We start from the raw sequence: 23,010 nt of genomic DNA on the forward strand, positions 1-23,010 counted from the left end.
TACGACCAGATTTATCGGCCGTATCTGACCCCGCGTTGCCGTTGCCGTGCGCAATGAGGATAGTTTTGTCCCTATGACATCCAGCGATGCCGCATTTGAACAGCTGATCACCGACGCCCGCCAATGGGCCTCCCAAGACCCGGACCCGACGACGACGGCGGCGCTTCTGGAGCTAGCCGACCTCGCCAGCGGCGGTGACGCAGCAGCAGTCCAGGAACTGGGCGACAGCTTCAACGGCACCCTCCAGTTCGGCACCGCCGGCCTGCGCGCGGCCCTCGGTCCCGGCCCGAACCGCATGAACCGTGTGGTTGTCCGCCGTGCAGCAGCAGGGCTGGCAGCCTTCCTCACCGAAACCGTAGCCGCAGCTGCCCCTGGAACCCGGCCACGCGCCGTCGTCGGATTCGACGCCCGCTACAACTCGGACATCTTTGCCGAAGAAACGGCAGCGATCTTCACCGCTGCGGGTATCGAAACGTTCCTGATGCCTGCGGCCCTTCCGACGCCGTTGCTCGCCTACGCGGTCCGGAACCTGGATTGCGACGGCGGCGTGATGGTCACTGCCAGCCATAACCCGCCGCAGGACAACGGTTACAAGGTCTACTTGGGGCGGCATGCCGTATCCGAGAGCGGCCGGGGTGCCCAGATCGTCGCGCCCTATGATGCCAGCATCGCGGCCAGGATCGAGGCCGTGGGTGCACTGGAGTCCATCGAGCTGGCCGATTCCGGCTGGTCGGTGCTGCCGGTGTCCATCGCCTCGGACTATGAGTCCGCCATGGCCAAGCTGGTTGACCGTGAGCACTTCCCTGCGCGGGACCTGAAGATCGTCTTGACACCCATGCATGGCGTGGGCGGCGGGACAGCGGTCTCGGTCCTGAACGCGGCAGGTTTCACTGACGTGACGCTGGTGGCCGAACAAGCCGAGCCGGATCCGGATTTCCCCACCGTGGCTTTCCCCAACCCCGAAGAACCCGGCGCCTTGGATCTGGCCCTGGCAGCTGCCGCCGACGCCGGGGCCGACATCGTGCTGGCCAATGATCCCGACGCCGATCGCGCTGCGGTTGCCGCCCTGGACCCCACGATCGGGGCCTGGCGCATGCTGCGAGGCGACGAAGTTGGCGCGTTGTTGGGAGCCCATATCGTGGCCCGGTTGGCCGCTGCCTCTTCCTCGGAAGAACCACACAAAGGGGTTTTCGCCAACTCGATTGTTTCCTCGCGACTGCTCTCGCGGATCGCTGCTGCCGCGGGCTACGCCCATGAAGAAACGCTGACGGGTTTCAAGTGGATCTCCCGCGTCCCCGGCCTCACCTACGGGTACGAGGAAGCCTTGGGCTACTGCGTGGCGCCGGACCTGGTCCGGGACAAGGACGGTATCTCTGCCGCTGTGCTGATCGCCGAGATGGCGGCCGCGGCCAAAGCCGAGGGCAAGACGATCTTCGACACCCTGGACGACTTGTACCTTGTCCACGGGCTCCATGCGAGCGACCAGCTGAGCATCCGTGTGGCAGACCTGGGTCTTCTGGACGCCATGATGAACCGGCTCCGGGTCAATCCACCCGAAGCGTTCGGAGGCTCCGCCGTCGAAATTTCCACGGATCTGGCGGAAGGAAGCGACAACCTGCCTCCAACGGACGGGCTGTTGTACCTCACGCGCGATCAGAGCCGGGTCATCATCCGGCCCAGCGGTACGGAGCCCAAACTCAAGTGCTACCTGGAAGTCATTCAGGCCGTGGAATCCGCGGCTGAGCTTCCTGAAGCGCGCCAGGCAGCGCGGACAGCCCTGGACGATGTCCTCAGGGACGTCCGCGAAGCATTGGGGCAGTAGGAACTCTAGAGTTCAACCTCGACGAAGCCGTCCACCAGACGGGTGGCGAAGGCCTCAAGGCTGAGTTCGGGATTGCTGAAGCACTCGCCCGTTTCAAGGTCATAGACCTCTTTGTGGAGCGGCGAGGCGATGGTCGGGCGGCTTCCGCGGGATCCGATGATGCCTCGCGCCATGACGTTGGCGAGGGTCGCCGGGTCCTGCTGGGCCACTGCGAATACTTCCGAGGGCCCGGTGCGGAACAGCGCAACCTGACGGCCGGCGATCAGTGCCGCTTCTCCCCAGGCGGGCTCAAGCTCGTCCAACGGGCAAACCCGGTGCCACGTAACGGCTGCGGTCAGCTCTCCGGCAGTATCAAGAATTGCGGCACGGTCCAGAATTACGGTCATTTCAGCCCCTCTCACTGTGTCCGGTGTTGGCGTTTTCCTCCGCCACTCCCCCGGACCGGGCCACACTTGCGGCCACTCCTCCACGCTAAAACCGGGGTGTTTCATGCGGGGTGCGCCTTTGTGTCCGACTGGTAAAAGACACCTCACGCCCACTGAAACGCGTTCGTGATGCAGAAGTTAAGACCACGAAACAAAAGGGAAACTGAAGCGAAACTGCCCCTACCTAGGCTGGGACCACAAGTTGGCGGAGATCCGTCTGCAACATCTGCGAAAGGCCCACCAGTGACCGGACACACTTCAAGCACAGAGAACCCGCGCCGCGTCGTGGTCGTCGGCGGCGGTCCCGCTGCCCACCGCTTCACCGATGCCATGGTCAATCGCGGTCTTGAAGGCTGGCAACTTACGGTACTGACGGAGGAGGCGCACCTCCCCTACGATCGCGTGGCGTTGAGCAAGGCCCTCACGGAAACCGACGTTGACCTCACCCTTGGCGATGCCGCGATGTGGGAGCACCCTGCCGTTGAACTGAAGACCGGCGAGCGCGCGGTCAGGATTGATACCGTCGCCAGGAACGTCTTCACCGCTGCGGGCAATGTGTACGGGTACGACCACTTGGTGGTGGCTACAGGTTCTGATGCTGCCCGTCTTCCCATCCCCGGATCCGAGCACACGCACGTGTACAGGACGCTCGAGGACGTATGGTCCATCAACAAGGCCATCGCGGAGTTGACCACAAAGCTCGGGCGGAAGGTCAACGCGGTAACCATAGGCGGTGGCCTCCTCGGCCTCGAGTCTGCCGCCGGTACTGAGCAACTCGGCGCGACGCCTGTGGTCATTAACGGCTCCCCGTGGTTGATGAACACCCAGCTGGACGAGGGCGCGGGCCAGGCCTTGGGCCGTTTGATTGCGGCCAAGGGCTTCGAAGTGCACGGCGGTGTCTTTCCCTCCGAAGTACTGGCGGACGACGACGGCCAGGTGACCGGCGTCCTGATGGCAGACGGACGCATCATCGAGGCCGACCTCGTGATTGTGGCAATCGGCGTCAGGCCCCGCGACGATCTGTTCCGCGCAGCCGAGGGTGAAGAGCAGCTTTTCAGCCTGGGCCAGCGCGGCGGCGTGGTCATCAACGATTTCTGCGCCACCGAGGTCGATGGCATCTGGGCCATTGGTGAAGTGGCCAACTTTGAGGGTATGTGCCTTGGCCTCGTAGCGCCGGCAAACACCATGGCTGAAATCGTCGCGGACCGGTTGCACGGCGGAGAAGCGACGTTCCCTGGTTTCGACACCGCCACCAAGCTCAAGCTCTCCGGTGTGGATGTCGCCAGCTTCGGCGACGCTTTTGCCCGGACTGAGCACGCCCTCGAAATTGTTTACGCTGACCCCGCCCGGGGCGTTTACCAGAAGATCGTCACCACTGACGATGCGAAGACCCTCTTGGGCGGGATATTCGTGGGCGACGCTTCGCCCTACATGAGCTTGCGCCCGCTCCTGGGCCGTGAACTGCCTGCCGAACCGGGAGCGTACCTGAGCGCCGCCGGGGGTGGCGAAGCTCCGGAGACCGAACTCCCGGACGATGCCATCCTGTGCTCCTGCAACAACGTAGCCGCAGGTACTATCCGCGACACCATCAATGGTTGTGGCGCTTGCGAAGGCAACGCCCCGGTCCAGGAACTCAGCGAGCTCAAGGGATGCACCCGGGCCGGAACCCAGTGCGGTTCCTGCGTTCCCATGCTGAAGAAACTCCTTGAAGGCGAGCTGACGAAGTCCGGCATCGAGGTCTCCAAAGCCCTGTGCGAACACATCAGCCTCTCGCGCCAGGAACTCTTCGATGCCATCCGCGTCCTGGAACTGACCTCCTTCGAGGACATCATGGCCAAGTACGGCACCGGCGCGGGCTGCGACATCTGCAAGCCGACCATCGCCTCCATCCTGGCCAGCCAGCACTCCGCCTACGTCCTGGACGCCGGCCGTGGTTCGCTTCAGGACACCAATGACCGCGCCCTTGCGAACATGCAAAAGGACGGCACCTACTCCGTGGTTCCCCGCATTGCCGGCGGTGAGATCACCCCCAAGGGCCTTGGGGTCATCGCGGCGGTGGCTGAGAAGTACAACCTGTACACCAAGATCACCGGTGGCCAGCGGATCGACATGTTCGGAGCCCGGCTCGAGCAACTGCCGGATATCTGGAAGGAGCTGGTGGACGCCGGCTTCGAATCGGGCCAGGCCTATGGGAAGAGCCTGCGCACTGTGAAGTCGTGTGTTGGATCCACATGGTGCCGCTTCGGTGTCCAGGATTCCGTGGCCATGGCCATCGCGCTGGAGCTGCGCTACCGCGGACTCCGCAGCCCGCACAAACTCAAAATGGGCGTTTCCGGTTGTGCCCGCGAGTGCGCCGAGGCCAGGGGCAAGGACGTCGGTGTGATCGCTACCGCGGACGGCTGGAACCTGTATGTTGGCGGAAACGGCGGAGCCACTCCCGCGCATGCCAAGCTGCTCGCCAAAGACCTCGATGACGAAACACTGCTGAAGTACATCGACCGGTACTTGATGTACTACATCCGGACCGCTGACCGCCTGCAGCGCACTGCCCGCTGGCAGGAAGAGCTCGACGGCGACATCAAGCACGTCGAGGATGTGGTGGTCCACGATTCCCTGGGCATTGCCGCCGAGCTTGAAGCCGCGATGGCCAAGCACATCGACACCTATGAGGACGAGTGGGCCGAAACGTTGAAGGATCCGGAGCGGCTCCGCCGATTCCGCTCCTTCGTCAACGCCCCCGACCAGAAGGACGAGTCCATTGCCTTCGTTCCGGAGCGCGGCCAAATCCGCCCTGCCACGAACGAAGAAAAGGGCGGCGTGCTCATCGCCTCCACCATCCCGGTCCGCAGCGAATAACAAGGGGTCCCCATGCAGCTCACCATTGATCTCACCGGCCGCGATGTCCTGGTCACAGGATCCGATAAAACCGCACGCCAGGCTGTTCGCCGCTACCGGAGCGCGGGAGCCAACGTCCACCGCCTGAGCACGCCCGACGGCGTACCGTCGGACGGCCAGCTTCCCGAGCGCCCGTTCCTGGTGGCGGTAGTGGACGACGGCGACGACGGCTGGGTTGCGCTGGTGGAACGCTGCCGCGAAGCCGGCATCCCGGTAGCGTTCGAGCCTGCCCCAGGCGCCGAGGGACATGTGACCCTGGTAGGCGGAGGCCCGGGCGCCCTGGACCTCCTGACGGTAGGGGCCTTGGATGCTCTGCGTGATGCGGACGTCGTGTTTTACGACCGCCTGGCTCCCTACCAGGAACTGGCCGGGCTGACCTCTGCGGACCTGGTGGATGTTGGAAAGCAGCCTGGCCTCCACAAGGTCACACAACGCGACATCGAAAAGCTCATGGTGGAAGCGGCCCTGATGGGCAAGAACGTGGTCAGGCTCAAGGGTGGCGATCCCTACGTCTTCGGGCGTGGCGGTGAGGAAGTGGCTGCCTGCGTCGCCGCCGGTGTTCCGGTCCGCGTCATTTCCGGGGTCACCAGCGCGATCTCCGTCCCCGCTGCCGCAGGTATCCCGGTGACGCACCGCGAAGTGAGCCACATGTTCACCGTGGTGTCCGGGCACGCACCCTTGACGGAAAAGGAGCACACCCACCTCGCCGGCCTTGGGGGCACCCTCGTGGTCCTCATGGGAATCGGAACACTCCCCCAGCTGGCGGCCGGATTGCGCCGGGCAGGGATGAGATCCGACATGCCCATGGCCGTAGTGGAACGTGGCTACCGGCCGGGCCAGCGCACCACCATTGCCGATCTCGGTAGTATCGAAACGGCTGCGACCGGCTGCAGCAACCCCGCCGTGCTGGTCATTGGCGAGGTTGTCCGGGTGGCCGAGGCCAACCGGAACCACGCCGAAGCATCCGCTGAACTGAGCCGGCTCGCGGCTTCGCTCCTTGAAGCCTGAAGGTAAGAACACATGACTGTTGCACGTGCCATCGAAGTCCAGGACCCCAATACCGCCCCGGACGTTTCCGAGGCCACCGACGCGCCCTTGGATGGGTTCCGTATCGGGGTCACCTCGCACCGCCGTTCCCGCGACCTCATCGAGGCCCTGGAACGGCGCGGTGCGAGCGTCCTGCACGCCCCAGCGCTGAAGATCGCCCCCGTCCAGGAGGACATGATCCTCATTGAGGACACCCGGACCATCATCGAGGCGAAGCCGGACATCTGCATAGCCACCACTGCCTACGGGATGCGCCGCTGGTGCGAAGCAGCCGATTCCTTTGGCATCGGCGAACAGCTCCTGGAAACTTTGTCCGCCTGCCGCATGTTCGTGCGCGGGCCCAAGGCACGCGGCGCCGTACGCGCGGCCGGCCTGGCCGACGTCGGAATCAGTAGCGACGAAACCACGGCAACCCTGGTGGACATGCTCCTCGTGGAGGGCGTGCGCGGCAAGACCGTGGCCGTGCAGTTGCACGGGTACACGGACGTTCGCCAGCTTGAGAGGCTCCGCATGTCCGGCGCGACCGTGCTGACCGTGACTCCCTACCGTTGGGTCAAGCCGGACGGTGAAGACAAGCTGCCGCGCCTGATCGAAGCTGTGGTCAGCGGCAACCTCGACGTCCTGACTTTCACCAGCGCACCGGCCGTTGACGCCATGTGGAGCACCGCCCATGAGATGGGCCTCTACCGCCAACTCATTGAAGCGCTCAAGGGTCCGGTGACTGTAGCCGCGGTAGGGCCGGTCACCGCACAGCCCTTGGTCGACGCCGGGCTGACGCCGCTGATCCCTGACCGATACCGCATGGGTGCACTCATTCGTCTTGTGACCGAGCACCTGTCCTTGAATCATGTGCGCCGCTTGGAGACCAAGAGCGCCACGATCGAACTGCGGGGGCGCTGCCTTCGGATCGACGGCGAGGTTGTGGACCTGGCGCCCGCCCCCCTCCTGCTGTTGCGGGCGCTGCTCGGAGCCGGCGGGGCGGTCCTGTCCCGCGAAGCACTCTCGGATTTGCTGGACCTGCGCGGTTCCGTGCATGCCCTGGACATGACGGTCAGCCGGCTGCGGTCCTCGCTCCCGGACGGCAAACTTGTGGAAACAGTGGTGAAGCGAGGGTACCGGCTCCGGGCATAGCTTTGCGGCCTCGCCGTTCTGCGCCACGCTACGCCGCCTTCACCATAGGGAGCTCGTCCCAGTGGGTGGTGTAGCGGGGGCTGAGCATGTCCCGTTTCATGGACCAGTCCGGACCGCCTTTGATGCCTGCGTGTCCCAGGCCGATGGAGCCTCGGCCGTAGCGCTTGCTGACCTCCTCCAGCAAACTTCCGATGCCCCGTTCCTCGTGCCGGTTCTCGAAGATTTCCAGGGGTTTTTGGTTGCCGGTGGGGCGGAGGTCGGTGACCATGATTCCGGCCTTGGCATACCTCATGCCTTCCTGGATTTTGGGAACGAGGGCGTGCGCAGCCCTGGTGAGCAGCACAGGATCCGCCGTGGGCATGGGCAGTTTGACGTTGACGGCCGGAAACGATGAATCGTTCGGGTTGTAGACAGACGTTTGCGCGAATGCAGTCAGCAGTTTCGCCTGGAGGTCATGCTTGGCCAGCCTGGCGCTCGCCATCTGCCCGTATACGCTGAGCACTTGCCGCATCCCGGCTGCGGTAGTGATGGGCGTTGAGAAGGAACGCGAGAAGATCAGCTGGTCCCGTCCGATGCGTTCCTCCTCCATGGGAATGCAGGGCGTCCCTTGCAGTTCCAAAACGGTACGCATCATGACTACGGAAAATTTGTCCCGCAGGGCCACAGGATTCGCCCGCACGAGGTCCATGATGGAGAAAATCCCCATCGCGTTCAGGCGCTTGGTAAGCCGGGTGGCCACGCCCCAGATCTCGATAACGGAAAGCCGGGACATGAGGGCCTCGCGCTCGGCTTCCGGAACCGAGTCCCAACGGCATACTCCCGCGAACGCTGGATTGTGCTTGGCCCATTTATTGGCCAGCTTGGCGAGGGTCTTGGTCCGGGCAATACCGACGCACACCGGAACCCCTACGTGCCTCCGGCAAGCATCCTTGATGGTTCTTCCCAGTTGCAGCAATTCTGCCGGCTGGCCCTTGACGCCCAGGAATGCTTCGTCGATCGAATAGACCTCCTGCCACGCCGAGTAGCGGCTCAGCAACTCCATGATCCGCGAGCTGATGTCCCCGTAAAGCTCGTAATTGCTGGAGAGCGCAACGAGCCCCCATTCCTTGGCCCGTGGCGCCAACTTGAACCACGGGTCTCCGAGACCGATGCCGAGCTTTTTTGCCTCGGGGGATCTTGTCACGGCGCATCCATCGTTATTGGAGAGTACTATCAGCGGCTTGCCCTCCAACGCAGGATTGAAGGCCCGTTCCGCCGAAGCGTAGAAGCAGTTGATGTCCACGTGGGCGATCTCCTGCATCTGGTGCATAAGCGCTGGCCTGGACATCGGTCCTCCTCGGTTAGGCAGTAGCATGCGTGCCCGCAGGAAAGGGAAAGGACACGCCGTGCACTCGAATATATATTCGAATGATTCAACTGTACCTCCGCCGTCCGACAACGAAACATCCCGCCGTCCGGACTGTGGAAAAGTCCGGAGGACGGGATGCCGGCGCAGCGTGAAACCGAGTTACGGACCGGCGGAGGGGGCCTTCTTGTGTACCAGGTAGATGGCGCCAGTGGAGACGTCTTCTTCCAGCGCTTCCAGGGTGCGTCCGCGGGTCTCAGGGACCTGCGTGTAGATGAAGATGAGGGCCGCGATCCCCACAACCCCAAAGAGGAAGAACGTACCCGTGATCCCCACTCCGGCAACCAGGCTGGGGAAGAACAAGCCCAAAAGAGCGTTGGCAATCCAGAGGCAGAACACCGAAAGGCCGATGGCAAAACCCCGGACGTGCAGCGGGAAAATCTCGGACAGCATCACCCAGACGGCGATATTGAGGAAGGTCTGCATCGAACCCACAAACGCCACCACCAGGAAAAGGATCACGAACGGACGGGCGGCATTGCCCACCGGCAGAACGATCGAAGCGATACCAATGAGGAAGTGGCACACAGTGGTCAGGGTGAAGCCGAGCAGCAGCGTGGTGCGGCGGTTGACCCGCTGCATCAGGGTCAGCGCAATAACACCGCCAACCACCGCGATCACTCCGGGAGCGATGTTGGCGATCAGGGCCGCGCTGGAGTCAAAGCCGGCCTCGACCAGCACGGACTGGCCGTAGTACATGATCGAGTTGATGCCGGTCAGCTGCTGCGCGACACCCAGTCCGATGCCCACCAGGATGATGCGAAGTATCCACTTGTCCTTAAGCGCGCCCCACGACGTCGCCTTCGACGCCCGCTCTTCTTCGGCAAGGTGCTTCACGTCGGCCATTTCGGCCTCGGCGCGTTCAACCGACCGAATGGTTTTGAGGACCACCAGGGCCTCTTCCCATCGTCCCTTTGAAATCAGCCAGCGTGGTGATTCGGGCATACGGAGCATGCCGAAGAACAGTGCGATGGCGGGCAGGGCAGCAACGGCAAGCATGACCCGCCACACGCCCCCGAACTCTCCCCAGACATTCCCGATGATGGCGTTGACCACGAACGCTGCGAGCTGGCCGATGACGATCATGAGCTCGTTCCGCCCGGCCAGCGAACCGCGGATCTCGTAGGGCGCCAGCTCGGCAAGGAATACAGGCACTACTGTCGAAGCTCCCCCCACAGCCAGGCCAAGAATGACACGCCCCAGCACCATGACTTCGAAATTCGGCGCGAAGACGCAGGCAATGGTTCCCGCCAGGAACAGCACCGCGAGCAGGATGATGGACTTCCGGCGGCCCCACGAATCGGAGAGGCGGCCGCCTCCAACAGCTCCGGCCGCTGCCCCGAACAGCAGGGAACTGGTCACGATCCCTTCGGTCAGGGGCGTCAGGTCCAGGTCAGCGGTCATCGGCCTCAGGGCACCGTTAATGACACCAGTGTCATAGCCGAACAACAGTCCACCGAAGGTTGCGACCAAGGCGACGAGGCCGAGGCGCTTTCGGTGCGGACCATTGGTCAGGGGAGGAAGGGATGCCCCATGGGCGCCTTCCCGCTGCATTTGCGTTGCAGACATCAGGACTCCTTTGTCGGTGTGTTGCGGGTCATGCTCATCCGCTCTAAACCCAGACTAACGCGCGAAAGGCTTAAATGTAAGGTCAAACTAACAAACTCCCAGTTTTACCCTTTCTGCGACATGGGAGGATGGAGGGCATGGCCCCCGACCGCCCGCACCGCCCCGCCACGCAAAGTGATGTCGCCCGGGAAGTTGGTGTCTCCAGAACACTTGTGTCATTCGCCTTCCGCGGAGCCCCTGGAGTCAGCGGAGAAACCAAAGAAGCCATCTTCGAAGCCGCCAAACGTCTGGGATACCGGCCCAACGCCGCAGCGGCCGATCTGGCACGCAAGCACCGTTCCGCCGTCGGGCTTTATCTGATGGATATGCGGAACGAAATCTACGCCGACATTCTCAGCGGCGTCCGCATGACCCTTCCGCAGGACGGCAACCGGCTGATCCTGAGCGTATCCCGGTCGGTCGGTGGCGTTGACGCGGGCGCGCTGGAGTCCCTTATCGAAGCCCGGGCGGGGATCATCATTGCCGCGACGCTCCTGGATCCGGACGAGCGCGTGCAGGAACTGGCGCAGATAGTGCCACTTGTCAGCGTCACGCGCCCCGTGCCCGGCGTGGACAGCGTGTACTCGGACGACGCCATGGGGGCAAGGGCCGCCACGGAGCACCTCCTCGCCCTCGGACACCAGCGCATCGTCCATCTGGCCGGCCCCGTTTACGACGGACACACCGCCCGGAGGCGGAGTTACCAAAAAACCATGCGCGACGCCGGGCTGAAGCCCCAAACGCTGTCCGCCGAAGACTTCACGCAGGAAGCCGGACAACGCGCCGCCACCAGCCTGCTGAATCAGCCCGACCGCCCCACAGCGATTTTCACCCACAATGATCAACTGGCCCTGGGCGTCCGCGAAGCCGCCTACGCCTTGGGCCTGTCGATCCCGCATGACCTGTCCCTGGTGGGCTACGACAATTCGAGGATCGCCAAGCTGCACGGCATCGACCTCACCACAGTTGACCTTGGCGCTGTTACCCTGGGCCAGGCCGCGGGCGCGATAGCGTTGGATCGGCTCAGGAATCCGGAGGGTCCCATCGCGGACGAACGGCTCATCCCAGAATTGGTGGTCCGCAACTCGACAGCAGCGCCGGGCGCCTACACGTGATGCAGGCACGTGGTGGCAACACCCCAGATTGTCAGCTCCGATAACGCCGCCACCCTGATGTCCGGAAATGTGGGGTTGTCCGCCTGCAGCACCACACCTGTTGGGGTGATTCGCAACCGCTTGACGGTCAGCTCACCATCCAGGACAGCCACGACGACGGACCCGTCCTTGGGCTCCAGCGCCCGGTTGACGATCAGCTCGTCGCCGTCGCTGATTCCCGCCGCCTCCATTGACTGACCGGTCACCCGCACCACGAAGGTGCTGGTGACGTCCTTGATCAGGTGCTCATTGAGGTCGATCCGGCCATCGAAGTAGTCCTGCGCCGGCGACGGGTACCCAGCCGCCACGGACACAGGAGCCAACAACACCGACACCAGGGAAAAGCCCGCATTTATCACGCGGGGGCCGACTATCACGCCCACAACACACCTTTATTCGAATATATGTTCGATGCTTCAGTGTACAGCGGTGTGAGGACATTCTGCGCGCCGTCTGCTTCGCCGAGAGTGGCGTTCCCTAGCCGACTCTGTAGCGGAGGTGTGAGACCAGGCTCGTACCCCGAACCTCCAGCGGCTCAAGCTTGAGGTCACCCACGCCATCGAGCAATCTCTCACCGGCCCCCAGGACGATCGGCGCCACGTGAAGCCGCAGCTCGTCGATCAGCCCGGCGGACAGGAACTGCCGGGCAGTCGACGCTCCCCCGGCGACGGCAACGTTCTTGTCACCTGCGGCTTCACGGGCCCGGGACAGGACCGACCCGATGTCATCATTGACGAAGTGGAACGTGGTGCCGCCCTCCATCACCATGGGCTCATGGGCGTGGGAGGTCAGAACGAATACAGGTGCATGGTACGGCGGTTCTTCACCCCACCAACCACGCCAATCCTCCGGCCACACCCCGTCTCCCGGACCGGCGAACATGTTCCGGCCCATGATGTAGGCCCCGGCTTCCAGGATCCCGGCAACCTCGACTGCGTTGATGTCCCGTTCCTTGAACTGCCAGCGGTGGAGCTTTTCCCCGCCCTCCCCGAGCGGTTGCTCCATGCTCTGGTGGGGTCCGGCAACAAAGCCGTCGAGGGACACGGTGAGGTCACATGTAACGAGGGTCATGGGCCCATCCTGCCATCGGGACGGCCCGGGCCACCAGAGCAAGCCACGTCAGGAGACGTTGAAGCCGCCGTTGCTGTGCAGGACCTGACCGTTGATCCAGGAACCGGCGTCGGAAAACAGGAAGCGCACCAGGTTGGTAGTGTCCGAAGCAGTGCCAAGGCGTCCCGCAGGGGTGGCGCCCGTCGCCCACTCCCGCACGCCGTCGTCCATCCAGCCGGTATCAATGGGGCCTGGGTTGATGACGTTGGCCCGCACTCCTTTTTCACCCAGTTCGACGGCGGCCGCTCTCACGATCCGGTCCAGGGCACCTTTGCTGGCACCATAGGGCAGGTTGTGGACCGTGTGATCACTCGTCAATGCCACGATCCGGCCACCCACGGTTCCCGCAGGAACAGGCGGCAACTGCTCGGCGAGGGCCTTGATCAGCAGCCAGGTGGCACGGGCATTCACATCAAAATGGCGATCCCAACTTTCCACGGAAGTTGTGAGGATGCTGCTGTCCACCGATTCGCAATGGGACATGACCAAACCGGTCACGGGTCCCATCCTCTGACCTTCAGCGATCAACGCCGCCGGAACGGCAGGCTCGCTGAGGTCGCCCGGCATAAGTTCGACGGCGGCGCCAAGTTCGCGGCATTCGGCGGCAATGGCGGTGACGTCCTCCGGGGACGCCTCGAGGCCGAGCCTGTCGTCGTAGGGCTTCCAGTGGTTGATGATCAGATTCCATCCGTCTTCCGCGAGGCCGATGGCAAGAGCGGCCCCGATGGAACGCCTCCTGCCAACACCCGTGAGGACTGCAACCTTTGAGCGATGGTCCATGCATGAACCCTATGCGGCAACAGCGGCAGGTCCTACGCTGAAGCTGTTCATACCCCGACAAAAGGGACAGCCATGGCACGCGAACCGGAACCAAGCCTGGAGCAGTTGGACATCCTTGTGGGCGTATGGGAGACCACGATCCCCAGCGCCGGAACACAGGGCCGCACAACCTTTGAATGGTTGGAAGGCGGCGGCTTCCTCATCCAGCGCTCCACAGTGCAACGGCCGGAATATCCCAATGCAGTCAGCATCATTGGTGCAACCGGTTCCGACGGGGCCTTCCAGCAGCATTACTTCGACTCACGGGGCGTTGCCCGGATCTACGACATGACGCTCAGGGACAACCTTTGGACGCTCTACCGGGATGGACCGGACTGGCCCCAGCGCTTCGTTGGCAGATTCAGCGGCGACGGCAACACCATCACCGCCCGTTTGGAGCGCGGAACGTACCCCGGCGGACCACTGGAGCACGACTTCGACATGGTGTACAGGCGAATCACCTGACCCCGCACCCGAACAGGATTACTCCACCTCATTTACAGATTCCACGCCCGGTGGGAACATAAGGCCCATAGTCCGCGGAGGCAACGCCCGGCCACGCCGGCGCCCTCTGCCGCTGCCATGTAGTCAGCTCTCCTTTGAGAGGAACGGCCGTGGGTCGTCTGGGGACCGGGAACAGTGGGGACGCGGGTCCCGAACCCGCCGGTGATCCCCGACGCCGCAGTCCGGACGGCATCGAAAAAGTGGACGCCGTGGTTGTTGGTTCGGGCTTCGGCGGCTCGGTTGCGGCCCTGCGCCTGGCCGAAGCAGGACAATCAGTGGTGCTGATGGAACGCGGAAAACCCTACCCGCCGGGTAGTTTCGCGCGCTCGCCGTCGGAAATGGGCAGGAACTTCTGGGACCCGGACCGCGGTTTGTACGGGCTCTTCGACGCATGGACGTTCCGCGGCACGGAGGGGCTGGTCTCCAGCGGCCTCGGCGGCGGCTCGCTGATCTACGCAAACGTGCTGCTGCGCAAGGACGAGAAGTGGTTCGTCAACGAATCCCCCGTCCCAGGGGGCGGCTACGAGAACTGGCCCTTTACCAGGGCCGACCTTGATCCCTTCTACAAAGCCGCAGAGGACATGCTCCAACCCGTTCCATACCCGTATCAGGACACGGCCAAGACGATGGCCATGGAAAAAACAGCAGCAAACCTGGGCCTCTCCATCACCCGTCCGCCGATCGCCGTCACGTTCTCCTCCGGACCGGGCGCAGCACCCCGCACCAACCAAGCTCTCCCGCTCCCCCACTACGGCAGCATCCACGGCCCCAACACTGTGCGGACCACCTGCACGCTCAGCGGCGAATGCGACATCGGCTGCAACGCCGGCGCCAAGAACACCCTCGACCACAACTACCTCTCGGCGGCGGCCTTCAAGGGTGCCGATATCCGCACATTCCACGACGTCCGGGGGATCCGGCCACTCGCTCCGGGCACTGGGGGTGGCGGATACGAAGTCCGGTATGTGGTGCACAAACCGGAAAACCAAGGCGGGCTGCTGACCGAGCAGATCATCCACTGCCGCCGGCTCATCCTCGGCGCGGGCACCTTCGGGACCAACTTCCTGCTGCTCCGCAACCACGCTTCCCTGCCCGCGCTCAGCGAGGCGTTGGGCACCCGCTTCAGCGGCAACGGCGATCTCCTGACGTTCATCATGGATGCCAAGACACCCCCAAGCAACGGCTCCCGGCCAGGCGTCCGGATGCTCTCCGGGAGCAAGGGACCCGTGATCACCACTGCAGTCAGGATCCCGGACTCGAACGACGACGACGGCGATGGCCGCGGCTATTACGTGGAAGACGCCGGGTACCCCGCCTTCATGAACTGGCTGATCGAAACGGCCCAACTGAAGACCGCCGTCAAACGAACCGCGAAGGTAGCCGGCCAGCTTTTCAAGGACAGGCTGTTCGACGCCGGCCGGTCCAGCGTCTCCGCCGACCTGGCCGCCGCCCTGGGCGACGGACGGTTATCGTCCAGTTCCGTGCCGCTGCTCGGCATGGGCAGGGACATACCCGACGGTGTGATGACACTTCGCGAGGGCAGGCTTGCCATCGCATGGACGATGGCCACGTCCACTGAGTACTTCGGACGGGTCCGCCGAACGATGTCCGAGATCGCCAAGGACCTGGACGGAGACTTCATCGACAACCCACTCTGGTGGGCCAAACGCGTCATCACCGTCCACCCGATCGGTGGCGCACCGGCCGGACGGCATCCTGGCGAAGCAGTCTGTGATGCGTACGGCGAAGTCTTCGGGTACCCCGGGCTGTTCGTAGTGGATGGTGCTGCGATGCCCGGGCCGGTGGGTGCCAACCCTTCCCTGACCATTGCCGCCTTCGCCGAGCGCACCTGCGCCCATATCCTGGAGGCCGGCGGCCAGGCCCGCCACAGGGGCCTCAGCCCCAGCGATGCGGTGACGGTTCAGCGGGAGGCGGCTGGCGTCGTCGTCGACGTCGGCGGCTTGGCTCCGCGGGCATTGGCGCCGGACGCCACCAAAGGCAAGGCCGCCCAGCCGGAACAGCCTGCGAGCGCAGTTACCGGGCCTGGACCGGGAACCCGCGGCCTGGAGCTGCCCAGCAATGCGGCAAAGGAAGCAACCTCCGTGCGGTTCACCGAGCAGATGCACGGTTGGTTCAGTCCTGGCGTCACGGATCCGGAGAAGGGCCGCAGCCTGGGCAGGGACCGCTCCCGGAGGATCATGTTCGAGCTGACCATCACGGCGGAAGACATCGACGCGTTCGCAGCGGATCCGAGGCACCCTGCCAAGGCCGAGGGGTACGTGCTGGCAGACTACTTCGGTGGCCGGATGCCGGTGGAGCGTGGATGGTTCAACCTGTTCGTGGAAGACGCTTCCGACGACGGGCCAGCCAGGCGCATGCTCTACCGCTTGTGGCTGCGGGACCCTGGTGGCACGCCCTTCACTTTCTCGGGCCACAAACTCATCCACAATGAGGCCGGATTCGACCTTTGGCCAGACACCACAACGCTCTATGCGAGCATCGCGCGGGGCCATGTCCCGCCCCCGGAAACGGAAGTGCCTCCGGACATCCCTGCTGAACCCAGTGAACTGCCGGAAGGCACCCTCGGTGCGGGAATCCTCTACATCCGTCCATGGGACTTCGCCAGGCAACTGACCACTTTCCGGGCCGAGGGGCCGGCTCCGGCCGAGGGACTGTTGACGTTTGGCAAACTGTTTGGCGGCGAGCTTTGGCAAGTCTACGGGCGGGTCCCCAGACGCGTGCCGTTTCCCCTCAAGCCGAAGCGATGAAGAGCCGGGAGCTCGCCCGACACCACGACGTTCTGGGGTTTACTCCCCGGACCGCGGTCCGCTGGCTCTCGCCCAGGTCGCTTGCGCGCACGGCGCTGAAGGTCATGGCGGCCACGGTCTTCGCGGATTTTGGTGACAAACGCGAGTTGGAGGGCAGCTTTCCAGCCGATCAGCTGACCCTGGACAAGCTGCCCGTCGCTGGCCAGCCGGCGCAACCTGTGGTCAGTGCGCGCGGCCTGCCCCGGCCCGCCGACATGGACGCAAACCACTCAGAACAGACAGCGGAATTGTGGCTGGACTTCGCCGCGGACCTGGGCGACGGCTTCGATGCCACGTACACGATCGCCTCGCTGCTGGCCCAGGACATCCTGACAGTAAGCGGCTTGGACCTGCCGAGAGGCCAGGTGTTGGTCCTGGGCGGTGACGAGGTCTACCCGGTGGCATCCCCCGCCGGCTACGAGGACCGGATGGTGGGTCCCTACAGGACGGCACTGCCTGGACGGCCCTTGCCGGGCCCGGTCAACGGCCCGGGCCCGAACCCTGGCTGGCACAGCCGGCCTCAGAACGATTCACCCGTCATGCTGGCCCTTCCCGGAAACCACGATTGGTACGACGGATTGACCTCCTTTATCCGGATCTTCACCCGGCAACGGAACATCGGACGGTGGCGGACCATCCAGACGCGCAGCTACTTCGCTGTGCGGCTCACAGGCCGGACCCCCACCCCGGATCATCACGGAACACCCGGTTGGTGGCTGCTGGGCCTGGACAGCCAACTGGGCCAATACATCGACGAGCCCCAACTGGACTACTTCTACCGAAATGTCACCTCCGTGCTGCAACCCGGCGATGCGATCATCCTCTGCGTAGCCGCCCCCTTCTGGGTCAAGGGCAGCGCCGGGTTCAGGCAGGTCAGCTTCTTCGAGCAGGACTACCTGCTGCGCCGCTTCAATCCGGAAACCCAATTGTTCGAGGCCACCGGCGCCAGCGTCCGGTTATGGCTCAGCGGGGACCTCCACCATTACTCCCGGTACCAACAACACGAGCCACAGGAAGCCAGCGCAACGCAGATGATCACCTGCGGCCTCGGGGGCGCCTACCTCTCCGACGCCCACTGGTTGCCGGACGAGCTCCTCCTGCCCGCAGCCGGACCCCGCCCGGTAACACACCGCCGTTTCACAAGGACGCCCACCATCTATCCAGACCAGAGCGACTCCCACCTGCTTGGACCGCGTCTGGCCAACCCCCTCTCCCCCTCCTGGCTCCCGGTCCGCAATCCGGGCTTCGGAGCCACCATGGGCATGGTCCACGTAGTTGCCGCACTGACGGCCTGGACCGTGTTCAGCGCCTTCCGCGGCGAGTCGTTCGTGGACGGCCTCCGCGGGCTCACCCACGGAAACACCGTCCTGCTCGTCGCTGTCCTGGTCCTCTGCATGCCAGTGCTCGTTGGCCTGACAGCCCTTGCAGCCGGGCTCTTGCGCTTCGCCCGCGCCGGGAGCATCGTCTTCGCCCGTGGAGCGCTCTATCAGCTGTCCGCGCTCGCGGTGAGTGCCGCCGTCGTAATCCTTATCCCTTGGCCCCGCTCTTGGCCGGACATCGTGGTGGTGCTCCTGGCGCTGGCCGTGGTGGACCTGGGCGGCTGGGTGCTGGGCAGCGAGGCATTCGCGCTGTACATCCTGTCCACTCCCAGCGGAGAAGTGTCCACCTGGAAAATGTCCGGCCAATCCATCGAGGACCACAAGGGCTTCCTCCGCCTCCACCTGGCCACGGACGGCTCACTGACGGTCTACCCCCTGGTGGTGGACACCATTTGCCGCGACTGGCGACTGGACGTGAACGACGACGGTGCGCGGCTGGCTCCCGAAGCCGGCCTACCTGCCATTCGGCTGCTTGAAGAACCCATCACCATCGCACGGAAAGGCACCCCGCCATGATCATCACCCGTGCCGAGCACCGGACCGAGGTCCTCCCGTTCCGTGCCCGGGACAACACTCCACTGAGCCTGGTCCATGTCACATCACCCGTGGAACCCAGCAAGGGCCCCGTGCTGCTGGTGCACGGTTCAGGCGTCCGCGCTGAACTGTTCCGGCCACCGGTACGGACCACCCTGGTGGACGTCCTTCTGGAAGACGGCTGGGATGTGTGGATGCTGAATTGGCGGGCATCCATCGACCTCGACCCCCTGTCCTGGACCCTTGCCGACGCCGCCGTGTACGACCATCCCGCCGCCGTCGAGTACGTCCTGAACGCGACTGGTGCCGAGACCATGAAGGCGGTGATCCACTGCCAGGGGTCGACGTCGTTCACCATGTCCGCCGTCGCGGGCCTGCTGCCGCAGGTAGAGACCATCGTGTCCAACGCCGTCTCCCTGCACCCGGTGGTACCGGCCTTCTCACGGCTGAAAATCGACTACCTCACACCGGTAGTGAAAGTGTTCACCCCGTACCTCTCACCCGCTTGGGGCTACAAGTCCCAGGGCTACTTCACCCGGGCCATCCGCGGCCTGGTCAAAGCCACCCACCACGAGTGCGACAACACCGTCTGCAAAATGGTCAGCTTCACCTACGGCAGTGGCCGGCCTGCCCTCTGGTCCCACGAAAACCTCGACGACGCCACCCACCAATGGCTCAGCGGCGAATTCGCGGAGGTACCAGTGACGTTTTTCGAAGAGATGGGCCAAAGTATCAAGGCAGGGCACATGGTGGCCGCCGGCGACCACCCTGAACTGCCCGGCAATCTGGTGGCCAAAGCTCCACAAACCGATGCCAGGTTCGCCTTCATCGCGGGCCTGGACAACCGGTGCTTCCTCCCCGAAAGCCAGCAACGCACCTACGACTTCTTCCAGAAACACCGCCCAGGCAAGGACTCACTCCACCTCATCCCCGGCTACGGGCACCTGGACGTCTTCTTCGGCGATCACGCCTGGCAGGACACCTTCCCCGTCATACTCCAGGAGCTGAACGGAACCAAGGAGCCGAACTCATGAAAACCCTCACGCAGCTGGTCACCCCCCTCCTCAAACTCCTGCCCTCGCCGGTTCCAGGCAGACAGGAACGCCTCCGGGGCCAGCATGCCTTCGCCGACGGGATCAAGTACGTGATGCCGGTCAATTCCGATGATTCGCCCGTGCTGATGGCGGCCTTCCCAATCAACAAGCGCGCAGCCGCTGCGATCCTGCCGGGCTCGGAAATGCGACCCTTCAGCCTCGGCGGCAAAGGGCTGCTGGTGGTAACGGTGGTCAACTACAAATCCACGGACATCGGCAAGTACATCGAATACTCCCTGGCCATCGCCATTACCCATGGCAGCAGGCCCGCACCGCCCATCCTTCCGTTGCTGTTCCAGAAGACGTTCAAGCTCGGCCAGTTCGTGGTGGACCTGCCGGTCAGCACGGAAGTCTCCGTCAAGGGCGGCAAGGGTATCTGGGGCATGCCCAAGCACCAAGCCAACCTCGACTTCGTTGTCACGGACTCCACGGTGTCCGCACTGTATGACAAAGACGGCCAGCTGGGCTGCTACATCGAAATAGAAAGGCCCGATCCGATGGGCCTTCCCCTCAAACTGGCGGCATCCAACTACTGCGTCTTCCGCAACATGCTCTGGAAATCAGACATCTACTTCGAAGCCACCGGAGACATAGCTTTAGGAGCACAGGCCAAGGCACGCCTCGTCCTCGGTGACGCACCCGGCGTCGAGCCCTTGAAAAATCTCCAAGTGGAAAGCAACCCGGTCTTCACAGCCTGGCTGCCGCAAGCCCACGGCGTCCTGGACGACCACTACGAAGCATGGTTCCTCACCGCCCCCACCCAGTTGGAGGCAGTGGCCCTGCAAGGTGGTGACATGTTGGACAGCGTGACAGACCTCGGCCAAGGACAGGACTGGCTCGCTCCCCCGGATCGCAGCCGCATACCAGGCGCCGCTGCCCAAGCGGGACCAAGCGGCGGCACGCCATGAACTGGCTCCTCCTGGCCAACGCGCTTTACTTCCTGTTCGGCGCCACCATGTACGTCGGCACCATGTGGGTCCTCAAATTCTTCCTCTACCCCACGTGGCGCTCACTGGCGCGGGACAACGTGGACATGCATTTTGGCATCCCCACCCGTGCTGCCACCAAGTTCTTCACCATCGTGGTGCCCATCATGTTCATCTCCGGCGGCATTCTGGTGTGGTCCGAATGGGGCACCGTCCGTGTCATCTTCGCCATCATCTGCCTGGTGGGCATCATTACCCTGACCGTTGTGGGCCAAGGCATCATCATTCCCATCAACGTGAGGATCCGCGGCGGCGACTTCAACGACGACACCGAACTCCGATCCCTGCTCAAACGGTGGATGATGCTCAACGACGTCCGCTTCTACGTCTCTACCCTGACCTGGGCGTCCATGGTGTGGCTGCTTGTTGACCGGGGCCGACTGCTGGAGTCCTTCACATGACAGAAGCACTCCGCGCGGTCCTGGGCGTCATTGCCGTCATCACTGTCCTGACCGGCGCCTCGCAGCTCCCGTTTGGAGGTCCCATCCTGCGGATACTCGGTTCCGAGGACACTGCCACGACCCGCCAGCTCTTCGGCACGGTGGGAATGTTCATGATGGTGGTCGGCGGACTGCTCCTCCACACCCTGCTCAGCGGCTCCCCCTCCCCCGAGGTTGTTCTCTGGTCCGGGGTGCAGAAAGCCGGAGCCTTCGGCGCGGTGGGCGTAGGAGTAATGAACGGGGTCTTCGCTCCGATCGCGCTCTGGGTCGCCTTCTTTGACCTCGCGACGGCGGTCCTCCTCTTCATCTACTGGCGCCGGATAAATGCCCCGGCAGCCAATCCCGGACTGGCCCACGGAAGAACACCATGAAACGCTCGCTGGTCCTTGCCGGCGGAGGGATGCGCGTAGCCTGGCAAGCGGGTGTGGTGAAGGCGCTCGCCGAGGAGGGCGTGGAGTTCCAGCACATCGACGGCACCTCCGGCGGCATCCTGACCGCCGGGATGATGCTCTCCGGGGTGTCCGCGGACGAAATGTGCCGCCGCTGGTCCGGCGTGGACGTCAAGGACTTCAGCTCCGCGCTGGCCCTGCGTGACTACCTCAAAGGCCCATGGTCGCTTCCTGCCCTTGGGGACGCCGACGGCATCCTCAGGGAGATCTTTCCTGCTCTTGGGATCGACGCCGAAACCATCCGTGCCCGTGCGGCGGAACCGGACGCCGTCGAAGGTTCGTTCAACGTAGTGGAGTTCACGTCGAAGCAGTGCCACGCAATCGATGCTGCCCACATTGACGCTGAACTGATGGCGGCCGGCATGTCGCTGCCTATCTTCCTCAAGCCGCTGCGCCGACACGGGCAGATCTGGACGGACGCCGTCTGGGTGCGGGACGCCAACGTTGCCGAAGCACTCCGGCGCGGCGCCGAGGAAGTCTGGTTGATTTGGTGCATCGGCAACTCCCCGTACTGGGGTGACGGGCCCTTGGAGCAATACGTGCACATGATCGAAATGAGTGCCATGGGTGCACTCCTGGCAGACTTCGACGCCGCCGCAGCAGCAGGGCGGGAGTTTGTGCTGCATGTGGTCCGGCCCGAGCACCCGCTGCCCTTGGACCCTGAGTTCTACCTGGGGCGGATCGACGCCGACACCCTGATCGGTATGGGGTACCGCGATGCCCGGGCGTACCTTGAGGCGAGACCGCCGGCCGGGCTCGCGAAGGATCCGGCCTGCACAGCGATGACGGAGCCGTCCCCGGGTGTCCGTTTCATCGACGTTCTGCACGGCGAACTGGAGGGTCAACCGCTGACGTTCCGCGCCGCCATCGTGATGCCCGCCGACGCAGGGGCCGGGACAGCCCAGCTCAGCGGCTACCTCGACCATCCGCGGCTGGGTCGGGTCTTCCTGGCGGGTGGCCACGTGGAGGCCGTTGGCGATGACGTCATTTACCGCGCCCGGGTCCGGCTGGACGGTGGATGGCAGGATGTGTCCGTCACCCGGACCCTGCACGACGATCCCGGGCCCGATGCATGGTCGGACATCCGCAGCGCCCGCCTCGAGACGGGAAACCACGTGGTGGAGATGACCATGGCTCCGAGCGATGCGGCAGGCCTGCTGGCATCCATCGAACCCGTAGGGGCACACGGGTTCGCTGAGCGTGCGGAGGCCGTGGCGCGGTTTACGGCCAACGGGTTCGGTGACCTGATGCGCCGGTACTGAGTCCTTTCCGGGCCCGCATGTGACGCACGTTATTACCGGCGGGTAAACAGCACGCTACGGATGAGCCAAAGATGGCAACAGGGGTGAAACACCCGCGAAAAACCGGCCCCCTACGCTGATCTTCAACAGCACCAAACAG

The 23,010-nt window shown here is 64.1% G+C and carries 19 protein-coding genes; 13 read left to right on the forward strand and 6 right to left on the reverse strand.

Annotated features, from left to right (window positions below):
* Positions 1–73 precede the first annotated feature (73 nt).
* The gene (locus tag AB0N72_RS05160; RefSeq protein ID WP_363929893.1) at positions 74–1,822 is read left to right on the forward strand and encodes a phospho-sugar mutase; all 1,749 of its coding nucleotides are present in this window, start codon (positions 74–76) and stop codon (positions 1,820–1,822) included.
* A gap of 5 nt (positions 1,823–1,827) precedes the next feature.
* Here the strand turns inward: AB0N72_RS05160 and nirD are convergent, their stop codons facing one another.
* Positions 1,828–2,208: a nitrite reductase small subunit NirD gene (gene nirD, locus AB0N72_RS05165; RefSeq protein ID WP_363929894.1), complete on the reverse strand. Its 381-nt coding sequence runs from the start codon at positions 2,206–2,208 to the stop codon at positions 1,828–1,830.
* Between the two features lie 282 nt (positions 2,209–2,490).
* Between nirD and nirB the strand changes: the two genes are divergently transcribed.
* From nirB to AB0N72_RS05180, 3 genes are read left to right on the forward strand one after another with little or no spacing between them, the layout of a single operon-like run.
* Positions 2,491–5,103, forward strand: coding sequence for a nitrite reductase large subunit NirB (gene nirB, locus AB0N72_RS05170; RefSeq protein ID WP_363929895.1), 2,613 nt, complete (start codon positions 2,491–2,493; stop codon positions 5,101–5,103).
* A 12-nt stretch (positions 5,104–5,115) separates the two neighbouring features.
* Positions 5,116–6,150, forward strand: coding sequence for a uroporphyrinogen-III C-methyltransferase (cobA, locus tag AB0N72_RS05175; protein WP_363929897.1), 1,035 nt, complete (start codon positions 5,116–5,118; stop codon positions 6,148–6,150).
* 12 nt (positions 6,151–6,162) lie between these two features.
* The gene (locus AB0N72_RS05180) at positions 6,163–7,320 is read left to right on the forward strand and encodes a uroporphyrinogen-III synthase (RefSeq protein ID WP_363929898.1); all 1,158 of its coding nucleotides are present in this window, start codon (positions 6,163–6,165) and stop codon (positions 7,318–7,320) included.
* A 28-nt stretch (positions 7,321–7,348) separates the two neighbouring features.
* Here the strand turns inward: AB0N72_RS05180 and AB0N72_RS05185 are convergent, their stop codons facing one another.
* Together AB0N72_RS05185 and AB0N72_RS05190 are read right to left on the reverse strand one after the other, a co-directional pair.
* Positions 7,349–8,647, reverse strand: coding sequence for a Y-family DNA polymerase (locus tag AB0N72_RS05185; RefSeq protein ID WP_363929899.1), 1,299 nt, complete (start codon positions 8,645–8,647; stop codon positions 7,349–7,351).
* A gap of 180 nt (positions 8,648–8,827) precedes the next feature.
* Positions 8,828–10,297, reverse strand: a complete 1,470-nt coding sequence (locus tag AB0N72_RS05190; RefSeq protein ID WP_363930330.1) for a sugar porter family MFS transporter — start codon at positions 10,295–10,297, stop codon at positions 8,828–8,830.
* Positions 10,298–10,431: 134 nt separating this feature from the next.
* Here AB0N72_RS05190 and AB0N72_RS05195 point away from each other — a divergent pair, with 134 nt between their 5' ends.
* Complete coding sequence (locus AB0N72_RS05195) at positions 10,432–11,448, forward strand: LacI family DNA-binding transcriptional regulator (RefSeq protein ID WP_363929900.1); 1,017 nt, start codon at positions 10,432–10,434, stop codon at positions 11,446–11,448.
* Here AB0N72_RS05195 and umuD read toward each other — a convergent pair.
* The 3 genes from umuD to AB0N72_RS05210 all read right to left on the reverse strand — a co-directional run bounded on the left by umuD (position 11,439) and on the right by AB0N72_RS05210 (position 13,377).
* Positions 11,439–11,870, reverse strand: a complete 432-nt coding sequence (gene umuD / locus AB0N72_RS05200) for a translesion error-prone DNA polymerase V autoproteolytic subunit (protein ID WP_363929901.1) — start codon at positions 11,868–11,870, stop codon at positions 11,439–11,441. The genes AB0N72_RS05195 and umuD overlap by 10 nt on opposite strands.
* Before the next feature lie 94 nt (positions 11,871–11,964).
* Entirely contained in the window at positions 11,965–12,558 is a 594-nt protein-coding gene (locus AB0N72_RS05205; protein WP_363929902.1) for a dihydrofolate reductase family protein, read from the reverse strand.
* A 48-nt stretch (positions 12,559–12,606) separates the two neighbouring features.
* Positions 12,607–13,377, reverse strand: a complete 771-nt coding sequence (locus AB0N72_RS05210) for an SDR family oxidoreductase (protein ID WP_363929903.1) — start codon at positions 13,375–13,377, stop codon at positions 12,607–12,609.
* Positions 13,378–13,449: 72 nt separating this feature from the next.
* Between AB0N72_RS05210 and AB0N72_RS05215 the strand changes: the two genes are divergently transcribed.
* From AB0N72_RS05215 to AB0N72_RS05250, 8 genes are all read left to right on the forward strand, one after another.
* On the forward strand, positions 13,450–13,881 hold the full coding sequence (locus tag AB0N72_RS05215) for a hypothetical protein (protein WP_363929904.1): 432 nt from the start codon (positions 13,450–13,452) through the stop codon (positions 13,879–13,881).
* A 149-nt stretch (positions 13,882–14,030) separates the two neighbouring features.
* Positions 14,031–16,688, forward strand: a complete 2,658-nt coding sequence (locus AB0N72_RS05220) for a GMC oxidoreductase (RefSeq protein WP_363929905.1) — start codon at positions 14,031–14,033, stop codon at positions 16,686–16,688.
* The gene (locus AB0N72_RS05225; RefSeq protein ID WP_363929906.1) at positions 16,685–18,622 is read left to right on the forward strand and encodes a hypothetical protein; all 1,938 of its coding nucleotides are present in this window, start codon (positions 16,685–16,687) and stop codon (positions 18,620–18,622) included. Before AB0N72_RS05220 ends, AB0N72_RS05225 begins: the two co-directional genes overlap by 4 nt.
* The gene (locus AB0N72_RS05230; protein ID WP_363929907.1) at positions 18,619–19,674 is read left to right on the forward strand and encodes an alpha/beta fold hydrolase; all 1,056 of its coding nucleotides are present in this window, start codon (positions 18,619–18,621) and stop codon (positions 19,672–19,674) included. Before AB0N72_RS05225 ends, AB0N72_RS05230 begins: the two co-directional genes overlap by 4 nt.
* Positions 19,671–20,642 carry an acetoacetate decarboxylase family protein gene (locus AB0N72_RS05235; protein WP_363929908.1) on the forward strand — a complete coding sequence of 324 codons (972 nt, stop codon included), beginning with the start codon at positions 19,671–19,673 and terminating at the stop codon, positions 20,640–20,642. Before AB0N72_RS05230 ends, AB0N72_RS05235 begins: the two co-directional genes overlap by 4 nt.
* Positions 20,639–21,121, forward strand: coding sequence for a hypothetical protein (locus AB0N72_RS05240; RefSeq protein ID WP_363929909.1), 483 nt, complete (start codon positions 20,639–20,641; stop codon positions 21,119–21,121). Before AB0N72_RS05235 ends, AB0N72_RS05240 begins: the two co-directional genes overlap by 4 nt.
* Positions 21,118–21,531 (forward strand): hypothetical protein, encoded by a 414-nt coding sequence (locus AB0N72_RS05245; RefSeq protein WP_363929910.1) that lies wholly within the window; start codon positions 21,118–21,120, stop codon positions 21,529–21,531. The genes AB0N72_RS05240 and AB0N72_RS05245 overlap by 4 nt, the downstream gene beginning before the upstream one ends.
* Positions 21,528–22,871 (forward strand): patatin-like phospholipase family protein, encoded by a 1,344-nt coding sequence (locus AB0N72_RS05250; protein ID WP_363929911.1) that lies wholly within the window; start codon positions 21,528–21,530, stop codon positions 22,869–22,871. The genes AB0N72_RS05245 and AB0N72_RS05250 overlap by 4 nt, the downstream gene beginning before the upstream one ends.
* Positions 22,872–23,010 lie beyond the last annotated feature (139 nt).

The organism is Paenarthrobacter sp. NPDC089307, assembly GCF_040685055.1.
Lineage (GTDB): Bacteria > Actinomycetota > Actinomycetes > Actinomycetales > Micrococcaceae > Arthrobacter.

Excerpts from the sequence above, each read along its gene's own strand:
- AB0N72_RS05160 (WP_363929893.1), top strand. The coding sequence starts at position 74 with ATGACATCCAGCGATGCCGCATTTGAACAGCTGATCACCGACGCCCGC.
- nirD (WP_363929894.1), bottom strand. The coding sequence starts at position 2,208 with ATGACCGTAATTCTGGACCGTGCCGCAATTCTTGATACTGCCGGAGAG.
- cobA (WP_363929897.1), top strand. The coding sequence starts at position 5,116 with ATGCAGCTCACCATTGATCTCACCGGCCGCGATGTCCTGGTCACAGGA.
- AB0N72_RS05180 (WP_363929898.1), top strand. The coding sequence starts at position 6,163 with ATGACTGTTGCACGTGCCATCGAAGTCCAGGACCCCAATACCGCCCCG.
- AB0N72_RS05185 (WP_363929899.1), bottom strand. The coding sequence starts at position 8,647 with ATGTCCAGGCCAGCGCTTATGCACCAGATGCAGGAGATCGCCCACGTG.
- AB0N72_RS05195 (WP_363929900.1), top strand. The coding sequence starts at position 10,432 with ATGGCCCCCGACCGCCCGCACCGCCCCGCCACGCAAAGTGATGTCGCC.
- AB0N72_RS05205 (WP_363929902.1), bottom strand. The coding sequence starts at position 12,558 with ATGACCCTCGTTACATGTGACCTCACCGTGTCCCTCGACGGCTTTGTT.
- AB0N72_RS05210 (WP_363929903.1), bottom strand. The coding sequence starts at position 13,377 with ATGGACCATCGCTCAAAGGTTGCAGTCCTCACGGGTGTTGGCAGGAGG.
- AB0N72_RS05215 (WP_363929904.1), top strand. The coding sequence starts at position 13,450 with ATGGCACGCGAACCGGAACCAAGCCTGGAGCAGTTGGACATCCTTGTG.
- AB0N72_RS05225 (WP_363929906.1), top strand. The coding sequence starts at position 16,685 with ATGAAGAGCCGGGAGCTCGCCCGACACCACGACGTTCTGGGGTTTACT.
- AB0N72_RS05230 (WP_363929907.1), top strand. The coding sequence starts at position 18,619 with ATGATCATCACCCGTGCCGAGCACCGGACCGAGGTCCTCCCGTTCCGT.
- AB0N72_RS05235 (WP_363929908.1), top strand. The coding sequence starts at position 19,671 with ATGAAAACCCTCACGCAGCTGGTCACCCCCCTCCTCAAACTCCTGCCC.
- AB0N72_RS05240 (WP_363929909.1), top strand. The coding sequence starts at position 20,639 with ATGAACTGGCTCCTCCTGGCCAACGCGCTTTACTTCCTGTTCGGCGCC.
- AB0N72_RS05245 (WP_363929910.1), top strand. The coding sequence starts at position 21,118 with ATGACAGAAGCACTCCGCGCGGTCCTGGGCGTCATTGCCGTCATCACT.
- AB0N72_RS05250 (WP_363929911.1), top strand. The coding sequence starts at position 21,528 with ATGAAACGCTCGCTGGTCCTTGCCGGCGGAGGGATGCGCGTAGCCTGG.